The 13,830-nt window shown below is 72.7% G+C and carries 6 protein-coding genes; 1 reads left to right on the top strand and 5 read right to left on the bottom strand.

Annotation, left to right across the window (positions count from 1 at the left end; all coding sequences use genetic code 11):
- The first annotated feature begins 103 nt into the window (after positions 1-103).
- A complete protein-coding gene (locus ACGF8B_RS05975) occupies positions 104-3,916 on the top strand; it encodes a multifunctional oxoglutarate decarboxylase/oxoglutarate dehydrogenase thiamine pyrophosphate-binding subunit/dihydrolipoyllysine-residue succinyltransferase subunit (RefSeq protein WP_392735158.1) in 3,813 nt (1,270 codons plus the stop codon).
- Positions 3,917-3,997: 81 nt separating this feature from the next.
- On the opposite strand, the gene fxsT is transcribed toward ACGF8B_RS05975, so the two are convergent.
- From fxsT to ACGF8B_RS05950, 5 genes are all read right to left on the bottom strand, one after another.
- Complete coding sequence (fxsT, locus tag ACGF8B_RS05970) at positions 3,998-6,991, bottom strand: FxSxx-COOH system tetratricopeptide repeat protein (RefSeq protein ID WP_392735156.1); 2,994 nt, start codon at positions 6,989-6,991, stop codon at positions 3,998-4,000.
- A gap of 90 nt (positions 6,992-7,081) precedes the next feature.
- Complete coding sequence (locus ACGF8B_RS05965) at positions 7,082-8,491, bottom strand: aKG-HExxH-type peptide beta-hydroxylase (RefSeq protein ID WP_392735153.1); 1,410 nt, start codon at positions 8,489-8,491, stop codon at positions 7,082-7,084.
- Positions 8,488-9,633, bottom strand: coding sequence for an FxsB family cyclophane-forming radical SAM/SPASM peptide maturase (locus ACGF8B_RS05960; protein ID WP_392735493.1), 1,146 nt, complete (start codon positions 9,631-9,633; stop codon positions 8,488-8,490). Before ACGF8B_RS05960 ends, ACGF8B_RS05965 begins: the two co-directional genes overlap by 4 nt.
- Before the next feature lie 250 nt (positions 9,634-9,883).
- On the bottom strand, positions 9,884-10,093 hold the full coding sequence (gene fxsA, locus ACGF8B_RS05955) for an FxSxx-COOH cyclophane-containing RiPP peptide (protein ID WP_392735151.1): 210 nt from the start codon (positions 10,091-10,093) through the stop codon (positions 9,884-9,886).
- Between the two features lie 242 nt (positions 10,094-10,335).
- Positions 10,336-13,827 carry an SAV_2336 N-terminal domain-related protein gene (locus ACGF8B_RS05950; RefSeq protein ID WP_392735149.1) on the bottom strand — a complete coding sequence of 1,164 codons (3,492 nt, stop codon included), beginning with the start codon at positions 13,825-13,827 and terminating at the stop codon, positions 10,336-10,338.
- Positions 13,828-13,830: the final 3 nt, after the last annotated feature.

Raw genomic sequence — 13,830 nt, 5'->3', positions numbered from 1 at the left:
TGCGCGACGAAGACCGGCCCGGCCTGCGTGGAACGGCCGGGGAGGCGTAGCCTTGATTTCCGCTGTCCATCACCTTGTGAAGCGGAAGAGGGCGGTTGCCGCCGTGTCGTCTCAGTCCCCCAGTAACTCGAGCATCTCGACCGACCAAGCCAGCCCGGGTTCGAACCCGGCCGCTGCTTTCGGGCCCAATGAGTGGCTCGTCGACGAGATCTACCAGCAGTACCTCCAGGATCCCAATTCGGTCGATCGCGCCTGGTGGGACTTCTTCGCCGACTACAAGCCGGGTACGTCCGGCACGGCGGACAAGCCCGTTCCCGGCGCTCCGGCCGCGGTGACCCCGGCCGCACCCGCGCCGGCCACCCCGGCCCAGGCCCCGGCCGCACCCGCTCCGGCCCCCGCGGCTCCGGCCCCCGCACAGGCCGCGCCCGCCGCCGCTGCTCCGGCAGCCCCGGCAGCCCCGGCGAAGGCCGCTCCGGCCCCGGCCGTGAAGGCCGCCGAGCCCGCCCCGGCCAAGGCCGCGGCCGCGCCGGCCACCGAGGCCCCGGCCGGTCCCGAGTACGTGACGCTGCGTGGGCCCTCGGCCGCCGTCGCGAAGAACATGAACGCCTCGCTGGAGCTGCCGACGGCCACGTCCGTCCGCGCCGTCCCGGTGAAGCTGCTCTTCGACAACCGCATCGTCATCAACAACCACCTCAAGCGCGCCCGGGGCGGGAAGATCTCCTTCACGCACCTCATCGGCTACGCGATGGTGCAGGCCCTCAAGGCCATGCCGGCGATGAACCACTCCTTCGCGCTGAAGGACGGCAAGCCGACCCTGGTCAAGCCCGAGCACGTGAACCTGGGTCTCGCCATCGACCTGGTGAAGCCGAACGGCGACCGCCAGCTGGTCGTCGCGGCCATCAAGAAGGCCGAGACGCTCAACTTCTTCGAGTTCTGGCAGGCCTACGAGGACATCGTCCGCCGTGCCCGCAACGGCAAGCTCGGCATGGACGACTTCACCGGCGTCACCGCCTCGCTGACCAACCCCGGCGGCATCGGCACCGTCCACTCGGTGCCCCGCCTGATGCCCGGTCAGGGCCTCATCATGGGCGTCGGCGCGATGGACTACCCGGCCGAGTTCCAGGGCACCTCCCAGGACACCCTGAACAAGCTGGGCATCTCCAAGGTCATGACGCTGACCTCGACGTACGACCACCGGGTCATCCAGGGTGCCGCCTCCGGCGAGTTCCTGCGGATCGTCGCCCAGCTGCTGCTCGGCGAGAACGAGTTCTACGACGAGATCTTCAAGTCGCTGCGCATCCCGTACGAGCCGGTCCGCTGGCTGACGGACATCGACGCCTCGCACGACAACGACGTCACCAAGGCCGCGCGGGTCTTCGAGCTGATCCACTCCTACCGGGTCCGCGGCCACGTCATGGCCGACACCGACCCGCTGGAGTACCGCCAGCGCAAGCACCCCGACCTGGACATCACCGAGCACGGCCTCACCCTGTGGGACCTGGAGCGGGACTTCGCGGTCGGCGGTTTCGCCGGCAAGTCGCTGATGAAGCTCCGCGACATCCTCGGTGTGCTGCGTGAGTCGTACTGCCGCACCACCGGCATCGAGTTCATGCACATCCAGGACCCGAAGCAGCGCAAGTGGCTCCAGGACCGGGTGGAGCGCCCGCGCGCCCAGCAGCCCGAGCGCGAGGAGCAGCTGCGGATCCTGCGCCGGCTGAACGCCGCCGAGGCGTTCGAGACGTTCCTGCAGACCAAGTACGTCGGCCAGAAGCGGTTCTCGCTGGAGGGCGGCGAGTCCGTCATCCCGCTGCTCGACGCGGTCATCGACTCCGCCGCCGAGGCCCGCCTCGACGAGGTCGTCATCGGCATGGCCCACCGCGGCCGGCTCAACGTGCTCGCCAACATCGTCGGCAAGTCGTACGCGCAGATCTTCCGCGAGTTCGAGGGCAACCTCGACCCCCGGTCGATGCACGGCTCCGGCGACGTCAAGTACCACCTGGGCGCCGAGGGCACCTTCACCGGTCTGGACGGCGAGCAGATCAAGGTCTCGCTGGCCGCCAACCCCTCGCACCTGGAGGCGGTCGACCCGGTCCTGGAGGGCATCGCCCGCGCCAAGCAGGACATCATCAACAAGGGCGGCACGGACTTCACGGTCCTGCCCGTCGCGCTCCACGGCGACGCGGCCTTCGCGGGCCAGGGCGTCGTCGCCGAGACGCTCAACATGTCGCAGCTGCGCGGCTACCGCACCGGCGGCACCGTGCACGTGGTGATCAACAACCAGGTCGGCTTCACCGCCGCCCCGGAGTCCTCGCGCTCCTCGATGTACGCCACCGACGTGGCGCGCATGATCGAGGCGCCGATCATCCACGTCAACGGCGACGACCCCGAGGCCGTCGTCCGGGTCGCGCGGCTCGCCTTCGAGTTCCGCCAGGCGTTCAACAAGGACGTCGTGATCGACCTCATCTGCTACCGCCGCCGCGGTCACAACGAGGGCGACAACCCGGAGTTCACCAACCCGCAGATGTACACCCTGATCGACAAGAAGCGCTCGGTGCGCAAGCTCTACACCGAGTCCCTCATCGGTCGCGGCGACATCACGCTGGAAGAGGCGGAGCAGGCGCTCCAGGACTTCCAGGGCCAGCTGGAGAAGGTCTTCGCGGAGGTCCGCGAGGCCACCTCGCTGCCGGCCCCGGCGCACACCCCCGAGGTCCAGCCGGAGTTCCCGGTCGCCGTGACCACGGCGATCTCCCCGGAGTTCGTGAAGGTCATCGCGGAGTCCCAGGTCAACATCCCCGACCGGATCACCGTCCACCCCCGTCTGATGCCGCAGATGCAGCGCCGCGCGGCCTCGGTGGAGAACGGCACGATCGACTGGGGCATGGGCGAGACCCTGGCCATCGGTTCGCTGCTGATGGAGGGCACCCCGGTCCGGCTCGCCGGCCAGGACACCCGCCGCGGCACCTTCGGCCAGCGGCACGCGGTCCTCGTCGACCAGGTGACCGGCGAGGACTACACCCCGCTGCTCTACCTCTCCGACGAGCAGGCCCGTTACAACGTCTACGACTCGCTGCTCAGCGAGTACGCGGCGATGGGCTTCGAGTACGGCTACTCGCTGGCCCGTCCGGAGTCGCTGGTCGTCTGGGAGGCCCAGTTCGGTGACTTCGTCAACGGCGCGCAGACCGTCGTCGACGAGTTCATCTCCTCGGCCGAGCAGAAGTGGGGCCAGACCTCCGGCGTCACGCTGCTGCTGCCGCACGGCTACGAGGGCCAGGGCCCGGACCACTCGTCCGCCCGCCCCGAGCGCTTCCTCACCCTGTGCGCGCAGAACAACATGACGGTCGCCATGCCGACCCTGCCGTCGAACTACTTCCACCTCCTGCGGTGGCAGGTGCACAACCCGCACCACAAGCCGCTGATCGTCTTCACCCCGAAGTCGATGCTCCGCCTCAAGGCGGCCGCGTCGAAGGTGGAGGAGTTCACCACCGGCGGCTTCCGCCCGGTGATCGGCGACGACACGGTGAACCCGGCCGACGTCCGCAAGGTCGTCTTCTGCGCCGGCAAGGTCTACTACGACCTGGAGGCCGAGCGTACGAAGCGCGGCGTCACGGACACCGCGATCATTCGTCTTGAGCGCCTGTACCCGCTGCCGGGTGCCGAGCTCCAGGCCGAGATCGCCAAGTACCCGAACGCCGAGAAGTACCTCTGGACCCAGGAGGAGCCGGCCAACCAGGGCGCCTGGCCGTTCATCGCCCTGAACCTGATCGACCACCTGGACCTGGCCGTCGGCGCGGACGTCCCGCACGGCGAGCGCCTGCGCCGCATCTCGCGCCCGCACAGCTCGTCCCCGGCGGTCGGCTCGGCCAAGCGCCACCAGGCCGAGCAGGCACAGCTGGTCGCCGAGGTCTTCGAGGCCTGACCGGTCGCTGTACGCAGAAGGGCCCGGCCCCCCGCGAGTCACTCGCGGGGGGCCGGGCCCTTCGGTCCGTCCGGCAGGCTCTCAGACGATCGGGGGCTCGAAGTCCCAGTACGGGCGGTTGCGCGAGCGGGCCGAGACCGTATGCACGTGCTGGGCGCCGAGAGTGGCGGCCAGGTCGCCCAGTGCCTCGCTCTCGACCTTCTCGGCCCGTTGCCGCTCCCGTACGCCACGCAGGTCCGCCGCGTGGGCGATCCGGGCGGAGAGGGTCAGCGGGTGGGTCCGTCCGAGGGTCTCGGTGGCCCTGCCGATGACCGCGTCCGTCAGTGCGGCCGCGGATTCCGGGTCTCCCACCAGGTTGCGCAGCGCCGAGGCGTTGATGGCGCACCCCAGGGTCCAGGGGTGGTATTCGCCGACGGCCTGGGTCAACGCGGCCAGAGCCCCTTCCAGGAGGGCGTGTGCCTGGTCCCGCTCGCCCACGTTGCGCAGGATCAGGGCGTGGTTGGCCCGTGTTCCCGACACGAAGGGGTGCTCCTCGCCGAGCATCTCCAGGTAGCCGTCGACGACCTTCTCGCTTATGGCCCTGGCCTGGTCGATGTCCGCGTGCTCGCGGGCGAAGCAGCTCTGGCCGGCGGCGAACATCATGGTCAGCGGGTCGCCCTCGCCCAGCACGCGTTCGCATCGCTCCAGGACCCGGGTGAACAGGTCCGAGGCCTTGGCGCGCTCGCCCGAGCGGTAGTGGCACAGCGCGAGGTTGTACTCGGCCCGCAGGGTCTGCGGGTTGTCGTTCCCGAGGACCAGCCGGTGTACCCGGGCGCTCTGGTTCTGGAGCGACAGTCCGTCGCTGTAACGGCCGAGCAGACGCAGATCGGTGGCGTAGTTGGTCTGGGAGGACAGGGTCCAGTTGTGGCGCTGGCCCAGGAACTGCCGACGGGCTTCCAGGGTGCGCTGGTTGAGGTCCAGCGACTCCTGGTACCGGCCGAGGAGCCGCAGCGAAACGGCCAGGTTGTTCTGCGCGTTGAGCGTGCGCGAGTCCTGGTCGCCCAGCAGCTCGCGGTAGGCGGCGAGGACCCAGCCGGACATCTCCAGCGCCTCGTCGTACCGGCCGAGGCCGCGCAGGTCGGCGGCGAGGCCCCCGGCGGCACGCAGGTGCTCCAGGTCCTGTACGCCGCGCTCGGTGCGCAGATGGTCCACGGCGGCGCGTTCGATCGCCTCCGTGCCGGCGTAGTCGCCGACGGCCCGCAGCAGGTTGGCGTAGTGGTAGCTGAGGTCCCAGATCCTGGGGTGGTCCTCGCCGAGGAGTTCCCGCCAGGCCCGCATGGCGCGTTCGCCCAGCTTGATGCCGGCCCGGTACTCCCCCGAGAGGTACATGTAGCGCAGGCAGTTGAGCACCAGGGACTGCACCGCCGGGTCGGTGCTCCGAAGCACGTCGGCCCATTTCAGGTGCGGGGTGATCTCGGCGTAGGCGGGCCACAGGCGGGTGTCGGTGGGCCTGCCGGGGTCCGCGGCGGCGAGCGCCCGCCGGACGACGTCGATGAACTCCTTGCGGTCCCGCTCCGTCATGTCGTGGCCGACGATCTGGTGGACCATGCGGTGCATGTAGAGCGATTCGCCGGACGACGCCTCTTCGACGGCCGACTCGTGGGACTCCAGCCGGACCACGGAGTACTGGCGGAGCTGGGCGATCGCCTTGTTCCACAGCAGCGGGTCGTTCAACAGGCCGGATACCTGTTCCGGCAGCTCCCCCGCGGGCATCTCCTTCAGCAGCCGTACGGGGATGGAGCCGGGCGCGAAGAAGCTGCACAGGCGGAGCAGGTCGACGGACTCGGGAACGGTGTCCTTGAGCTTGTTCAGCAGTATCGACCAGGCGGTCTGGAAGGCGAGCGGAAAGTCCGCGGAGACCTTGACGACGTCCTGGTCGATGCCGCCCTCAAGGAGTTCGATGTACTCCTCGACCGACAGGTCGGAGTCGTTCAGCCAGCCCGCGGTCTGGTCGAGGAGGAGCGGGAGGTCTTCGAGCGCCTCGGCGAGCCGGTCCGCCTCGGCGGGGTTCAGGCGCGGGGCGCGGCGCCGGACGAAGGCGACCGACTCGTCCCGGCTGTAGACGGGCACGTCGACGAGGTTGCTGTTGTGCTCGCCCCACTCCGGGTTGCGCGAGGTGATCAGGACGTGTCCGGGTCCGGTCGGCACCAGGTCCCAGATGTTCTCCGGCTCGTCGGCGCCGTCGAGGACGAGGAGCCAGTGGGAGTGCGGTTCGCCGCGGCGCAGCGCGTCACGTACCGCGCGCAGCCGCTCGCCGTACTCGACGCCGGTGGACAGGCCCAGTTCGGGGGCGAGTTCGGCGAGCCGCTGGCGGTAGAGCGCACGCCGGTCGGCGGGCACCCACCAGACCACGTCGTACTCGGAACCGAAGCGGTAGACGTACTCCGCGGCCAGCTGCGTCTTGCCGACGCCGGACATGCCGTACAGCGCCACGACCCCGGCGCCGGACCCGGCGTCCTGGAGCGCCTGGTACGTCTTGTTCAGCAGTTCCTCGCGACCGGTGAACCGGGTGTTGCGCCGCGGCACCCCGCCCCACACCTCGGGGGTGTCGGCCGGGTACCGGGGGCCCGGCCGGTGCTCGACCGGCTCGGGCAGCGGGTCGGTGGGCAGACCCAGGCGGACGAGGAGACGCCGCTCGGCCTCCTCGGCTCCGACGTTGGTGAGGTCGGCGGCGGCGAGGGCGGAGGTGGCGCCGGGCAGGGCCGAGGTGGTGAGGCAGACCGCGGCGAAGCGGTCCGGGTCGGGGGCGACGACCTCGCGCAGCGCCCGGTTCCACTCGTCGTGGGTGCGCGGGCCGAGCTGGAAGTACCAGTCGCTGAGGATCACCAGGACGCGGCCCCTGGAGAGCGTCAGGTCCCGCAGCGACTCCTCCAGCGGCACCTCCACCGGGGGGTCCCAGCGCTGCCGGACGACCGTCACTCCGCGCCGCTCCAGACGGTCCCCGATCCAGGTCGCCCAGGCGCGGTTGAATCCGGCGAAACTGATGGTGACGGTTTGCGCCCCGGTTGCTCCAACTTGCCTACGCGTTCCGGGCATTCAACCGTCTCCCTGCCTCGATTCGAGCCTTGTCAACATACACCGGAGCCTGGTCTTTCCGGCGGACAATCCCGGGGTCCGGCACGGCCTTCACGGGCCGTTCCTCTGCTGCCATATCACCTTGGTGGTGGCCACGTACGCCTCCGCGCGCGCGAGGTGCCCCGCAGGAGGCGGACAATCGTCCAGACGGTGGTAGAGCGTGATCATCTCGTTGACGAGTATTCGGCCTTCGCGGGTGAGCGCCGCCGATCCGGCCAGTGCGGGGAGTACGGCGCCGACCTGTTCGCGGCATCGGGCGTGCTCGGCCCAGGCCAGGTCGCGGTGGGTGACGCGTCGCGCGCCGAGGGCGAAGCGCTGCCAGTAGTCGGCGAGCGCGAGGTGCGAGTAGGCGCCCTGGAGGAGGCCGTCGAAGGGGCGCGGGTCGGGGCGCCAGGGGGCGAAGTGGCGCGGTGCGGCGTCCTCGTGGTGCAGCGGTACGAGGGCGCAGAGCGCGGCCAGCTTGGTGTGCTGGAGTTCGTGGACGAGGGTGGAGGCGAAGTAGGCGGGGGTGGCCGGCCTGCTGCTGAGGACGGCGCCGAACGCTTCCCGCCTGGTGCCGCTGCAGTGTGCCGCGCTGTCGCCCGCGGGCCCGGAACCGGGTGGCGGGCCGAGCGGGACCAGGCAGCGCAGCAGGACCGCCACCTCGGTGATCCGGTGCTCGCCGCCGACGCGGAGCAGTGGTGCCACTCCGGCCCAGGACTCGGCCCAGGTCTTGCGCGCGTGGTCGTCGACGCGGGCGGCGGTGCTCAGCCCGTGCGGTTGCGGTCGGCGGCCGTCGGTGCGGTACGGGTCCACGTCGTCCAGCGGCACGGGGCCGATGCCGTCTTGCAGGGCGGGCAGGGCGAGCACCGGCAGCCAGCGCGGGTCGGCCGACCCGGTCGTTCCGTCCGGGTGGGTGTGCGCGACCAGGGGCGGCCCGGTGGAGCTGTCCCGCAGCGTCAGTTCGCCGCCGGAGAAGGTGACATCGACCGTTCCGGACGCCTCGTGGGCGGTGCGCAGGGCGCCCAGGGTGGGCAGCGGCAGGAGCCCGTCGTGTGCGGTGAGCCGGGTCGTGAACGGGATTCCGGCGCGGATCGCGGCTGCGGCCGCCAGGGCGCTCAAGTGGTCGAGATCCGCCCGGAGTCCGGGGCCGGGGGCGAGGCCGGCCGTGGGGCCCGGGCCGGCGAGTCCGCGCAGGCAGCGCTGCGCCCAGGGGCCCGTGAGGGGGTGCAGCAGGACGGTGCGCACGGCGGTCCGGTCGGCGCGTTCGGCCTCCTCCAGCAGGGCCCAGTCCTGGCGGAGGCGGTCGAGGGCCCCGTACGGGAGGACGGTCGTGGGGGCCGCCCCGGCCGCGTCGAGCAGGGCCCGCAGCAGCACGAGCCGGCGGGTGTCCTGATCGCGTACGAGTACCCGCAGGGTGTCGGCGTCGCCCTCGGTGCGGCCGAGTCGACGCAGCATGTGGTCCGGGAGTGGGGGGATCATCGGCGTTCTCCTGCGGTTGCGTCGGACAGCCGGGCCGCGACATGGCGTACCAGCCGTTCGAGGTCGGCGCAGTAGACGGACGGGTTCGCGAAGCCGTTCTCTGCGCGGTAGCGGTGTGCGTAGTGGCCGCCACCGCAGACGGTCAGCAGCGGGCAGGCCCGGCAGGTGGCGGCGAGCGCGTCGGCGCCTGCCCGGCGGGCGGCGACGCCGGGGTGGCGCAGGGCGTCGTCGAAGGTGTGGCGGAAGACGTCGAGACCGGTGGCGGCGGCGGTGTCGTAGGCGGACTTGAGGGAGTCGACCTGCTCGATCGTCCCGTCGGTCTCGACCACGATCGCGTCGACGGGGTCGAGACCGAGCGATTCGGTGGCGGCGGGCAGGCCCAGCAGCAGGGCGATGCACTCCTCGAAGAGCCGGATCCGGGTCTCCCGCCGTCCGCTGCGCCACCAGCGGTCGAAGACGGTGGTGAGCCAGTCGCCGTACGGGGTCGGGCGGCCGGGCCCGGTGACCGCGCGCGGCAGGCCCGGTGGGGGGTTCGTCCAGTTGCCGTGCGGGAGCAGCAGGTCCAGGGCCGGTGGGCGCAGGGTGAGCAGCGATTCGTACATCTCGACCGGGTCGGTCCGCGGATCGACGACGGTGAGGATGCCCGCGTAGGCGTCGGGGTGGTGGTCGGCCAGGAGCCGGGCGCCGCGCGAGGCGGCGGGCCAGGAGGGGCGTCCCGCGTGGTCGGTGCGCTGGGTGTTGTGGGCGGCCAGGCCGCCGTCGAGGCTGATGCCGATGCGTATGCCGTGCCGGGCGAGAGTGGCCGTGCGTGCTTCGGTGAGCAGCGTCGCGTTGGTCTGGACGGTGGTGTGGACGGTGCAGCCGGCGGGCGCCAGGGCACGTACCCGGTCGGCGAAGGCGGCCAGCCGGCCGGCGCCCGCGAGGAGGGGTTCGCCGCCGTGCAGGACGAGGGCGGCCTCGGGCAGCCGGTGGGCCGCCGTGTGTTCGGCGATGCGGTGCGCGGTGCGGTCCAGGACGGCGGGTGCGGCGGCGGCCGGGCGGTCGCGCCAGGTGTGGTCGGGGCCCGCGTAGAGGTAGCAGTAGCGGCAGGCGAGATTGCAGCGGCCGTGCACCTTGACGATGAACTGCCCGAAGGCGGGCAGGAGTCGGCGGTCGTCCGGGCGCGTGGGTGTTTTCGGCGTCGCCTGTCGAGACACTCCCGCACCCCCGTGCCGTTCGCATCCGCCGGCACGGCCCCCGTCGCCGCCCCGGGCCGGGTATTCCTGGCCTGCGGCGGCGACAAACCCGTGCCCTGTCACGTTGTCCTGTTCGACCGGGCCCCCGGACCTGAATCGTGCGGCCGCGGCGCCCTTCTCCCGGGGCCGGGCCGCGAGCGGAGGGAGACCGCGGCCGTCAGAAGGAGTTGTTGAACCCCCACAGCATCTCCCGCGGCTGTTCGACCCGCCCGCGCAGATCCGCGACGACCTCGGCGAGCACCGGATGGTCCAGTGTCCGCAGCGACTCCAGATCGAGCGCCAGCAGGTCGGGCAGCGTGTCCGCCCCGCCGGACGGAACACCCGGCAAAACGCCGTCCGGGATGTTCCTGTGCACCGTCTCGCTCATCACGCCTCCCCGTAACACCCCTCGTGCCCGAGCCGGTTCGCTCGCCCTTGAGCGTCCGGTCGGGCCCGTGTACCTGATGGTCCGTGCGCCGACACTGGTCCCGTGTACCGGCCGCCAATGTACGGATGCCCCGCAGGACCCGGGCTACGCCTTGCCGGACCTGCCGTCCACCGGCGTCGGTCGTACGCCGGTCACACGGTGGCGGGACTCCTCACGCCGGCCGCCTCCCCCCTCGGATGCTGTCAGCGCTCCAGCTCCGCCAGCCGCTCGGCGGTCGACCCGCCCGCGGATCCGCCGCCGTCCGGCAGCTTGCGCCATTCCTGGCGGGCCGCCCGGTACGCCTCGCGGGCCGCCCGGGGGCGTTCCGCTCGCTCGTACGTCATGCCCCGCCAGTGGTTGGCCGTGGCCGCCAGCTCGACGGCTTGCCAGACCTGTTGCGGGCCGTCCAGTTCCTCCTCCGCCGCGCCGGCCGCCTCCGCCGCGCCCCGGAACGCCTCGGCCGCCTCGTCGAGCCGGGCCGGGCGTCGGAGCACCCGGGCGGCGTCGAGGTGGGAGCGGCCCAGTTCCAGCCAGCAGTTCGCCTCGGTCAGCGGGTCGGCCGCTTCCTGGGCCGCGCGGCCGAAGAGGTGCTCGGCCTCGCGGAGGTCGACCCGGTCCTCGGTGGCCCGGTGGCGGAGCATCAGCGCGCGGCCCAGCATCAGGAGCCGCCCGGCCTGGCGGGTGCTGCCCGCGGGCGTCTCCGTACGGCAGTCGCGCAGTACCCGGATCGCGGCGCCGATGTGCGGGCGGCCGTCCGGCAGCTGGGCCCGGCGCAGCAGGGTGCCGCCCCATTCGGCGAGCAGGTCGGCGTGGGCCCGCGAGTCGCGGGGTACGCCCCGGGCGGCGTGGGCGAACCAGTCGGCGGCGGCCACGAGTTCGTCCGGCTCTCCGGTGTGCTCGTACCGGGCGACGCGGATCCGGCCGGCCCTGATCCGGAGCATGGCGAGCTGCCGCTGGTCGCGTACGGTCGCCAGGGCCTGCTCGACGAGTGTCGCGGCCTCGTCCGGCTCCTCGCCGGAGCCGAGGAGGGCGTCCACCAGGTCGAGCAGGATGCGCACCTCGGTGCCGAGGGTATGCCGGCCGCCGCCCTGTCCGAAGGCGGTGCGCAGGGAGCGGGCGGCCTGGCCGGCGTACACCCGGGACTGTTCGGGGTCGGCGGTGGCACCGGCCAGCTTCAGCAGGGTCCGTCCGTGTGCCAGCGGCAGGGTGGTGGGGCGGTTCTCCTGGTCGGGCCAGACATCGGCGAACGCCTCCAGCATCCCGCACGCGGCCTGGAGCAGGGCGGTGTCGCCGTCGAGCCGCCACTGCGCCTCCAGGGCCCGGACCCGTTCCAGGGTCAGCCGGAGGGCCTCGGCCGGGTCCAGGCCGGGGGCCGAGCAGGCGGCCGTGTACTCGCGGTCGGCGCGGCGCAGCAGCTCCAGTGCGCCGCGCCGGTCGCCGCGCCGCCGCCGGTCGTCGGCCGCGGCGTGCAGCACCTTGGCCAGTACCGCCCGTTCGCGTACCGCGGCTGGTTGTGCGGCGGCCCGTTCGGCGGCGTACTCGGCCTCGCGGAGCAGTTCGGCGTCGCCCTGGACCTCCCACAGGCGCAGTACGCAGCGGGAGTACTCCGCCCACAGCCCGGGATCGGTGTCCGGCTGCTCCTCGCGTTCGGCGGCGCCGCGCAGCAGCTGCACCGCGTCGATGAGGTACTGCACCATGCTGTCCGACTCGAACTGCCGCAGCAGGGCGCGGGCGCTCGCCACCGCCGCGTGCGAGGTCCGGACGGGGCCCGGACGGCCGCCGCGTCCGGTCTGCGTGACGAACTGCTCGGGCAGGGGCATGAAACGCTCCAGTACGCGGACCGCGACCTCGGCGAAGGGGTGGGGGACGCGCGACCCGCCGCTTGCGTCGCTCTCCCCGTTCTCACCACCCTCCTCGATCTCCCCGTCGGGTGCGCCATTCTCCGAAGAAGCCGCGCCGTATCCGGCCGGCGTCGGCAGGTGTGCGCGGGCGCGCGGGCGTTCGCCGAGCTGGGCGAAGGCCAGGGCGGGGAAGTTCGGCCCGCCCTTCCCGAACCGCTGCTCGATGTACTGCGAACAGTGTTTGAGGACGAGCAGTGCCTCGTCGCGGCCCAGCGGGCCGAGCAGGGCCTCCCGGACACCGGGCACGAATTCGTACCACTGGCCGTCGTGCTCCCCGCCGTCCTCGTTCCTGCTGCGCGTCAGCAGTCCGCTGAGCAGCACCTCGGCGAGTTCGGAAGGGCCCGAGTGGGGCAGCATCGTACGTTGCACCAGCTGCATCACGGGGAGGTGGAGCGGGGCCGCCGCGAGGTAGACGGCCAGCTGCCCGGCGGCCGGTGAGGCCGCCGAGCGGAAGCGGCTGACCAGTTGGAGCGAGGAGAGTCCGTCGCCGGCCCGCTGCGCGGCCGCCGCCGGCTGATCGGCCCGCACCCAGCCGACCGCGCCGGAGATCTGCCCCGATCCGGCGCCGGAGAGCAGCCTCGCCCAGGCCGCCAACGCCCCTTCCACCGGGGGGAGTACGGGTACGGCGAGGGCGCCGGGGTGCACGGCGGGGCCCATGCCCGGCTGCTCCACGACCTTGAGCACGGCGGCTCCGCCGGGGCCGTCGCCCCGGGACAGCGAGCCGTAGGTGACCGGCAGCCTGGTGCGGTTCCACATCCGTTGCGGCAGTGGCTGGAGCACGGCGGCCGGGGCCTGCGCGGCCAGCTGGTGCAGCAGCCGGTGGGCCCGGCCGCTGTGCCAGAGCGGGCCGGCGCAGTCGCTGACCAGGACGGTGACGCGGCGGCCGGTCGGATCGCTCAGCCGGTCCGCGGAGTTCAGCGGCGCCGCGGCCGGGTCGGGGCTGCGGCTCACCGCGGCCGCACCGTCCGGGCCCTGGTGCAGATAGCGCACCTGGACGTCCCGGAATGCTCCCAGCTGACCGAATATCTGCTGGAGTTCACCGAACATCCGGTCCCACACCAGCATCGAGGACGACGCGTCCATGACGCACTGCAGGACCGCCTCGCCCCGGGACGCGCCCCGGAACACCGGGATGATCAACCCCCCGGCACGGGCGCTGAGTTCGGCGGTGGCCGTCTCGTCGAGGGTGCTGCGCAGGGGTGGCGACGCGGGGTGGTATCGCTGCAACGGCCTGAGCGCCCGCTGGAGTTCGAGCGGGGCGGGCAGCGCCGGGGCGGCGGGCACGCCGAAGGTGAGCTCCGCCGTACGCCCGTTGCGGGCACCGCCCGTCCTTGTGCCGGAGGGACCGCCGCCGGGGCGGGCTCGGCCGGAGGGGCCGGTGCGGGGCGCGGGGTAGAGCGTGATCCGCCGGTCCGGGTCCCCCGGGTCCGCCCTCGGCAGGGTTTCGTCGCCCGGCACGTCGCGCGCGGGCCGCACGGAGCCGGGCGCGGGGCCGGGGCCGGGGGCGTCGGGCCGCCCGTCCGGGCGCTCCTGGGGGAGGTGGACGTCCGGAACGTATCCCTGCTCCTCGGCATCCGCCTGTGGCGCGTCCGGGTGACGGGCCCAGCGGGCCAGCCAGAGCGCGTCGCGCAGCTGCTCGACGTCGGGGTCGAGCCCGGCCTCGCGCAGCCGTGCCACGAGGGCGGGGTAGAGCCCCGCGTCGTCGGGGCCGGGGCCGCCGTGGCCGTCGCCGTCGTGGTGTTCGCCGTCGTGGTGTTCGCCGTCCGGTCCGTGTCGTGCGCCGGCGCCCGCCATCAG

This window comes from Streptomyces sp. NPDC047917, from assembly GCF_043204345.1.
In the GTDB taxonomy this organism is placed as follows: Bacteria; Actinomycetota; Actinomycetes; order Streptomycetales; family Streptomycetaceae; genus Streptomyces; species Streptomyces sanglieri.
The sequence above is the reverse complement of the archived record's forward strand: the minus strand, read 5'-3'. Positions and strand labels throughout refer to the sequence as shown.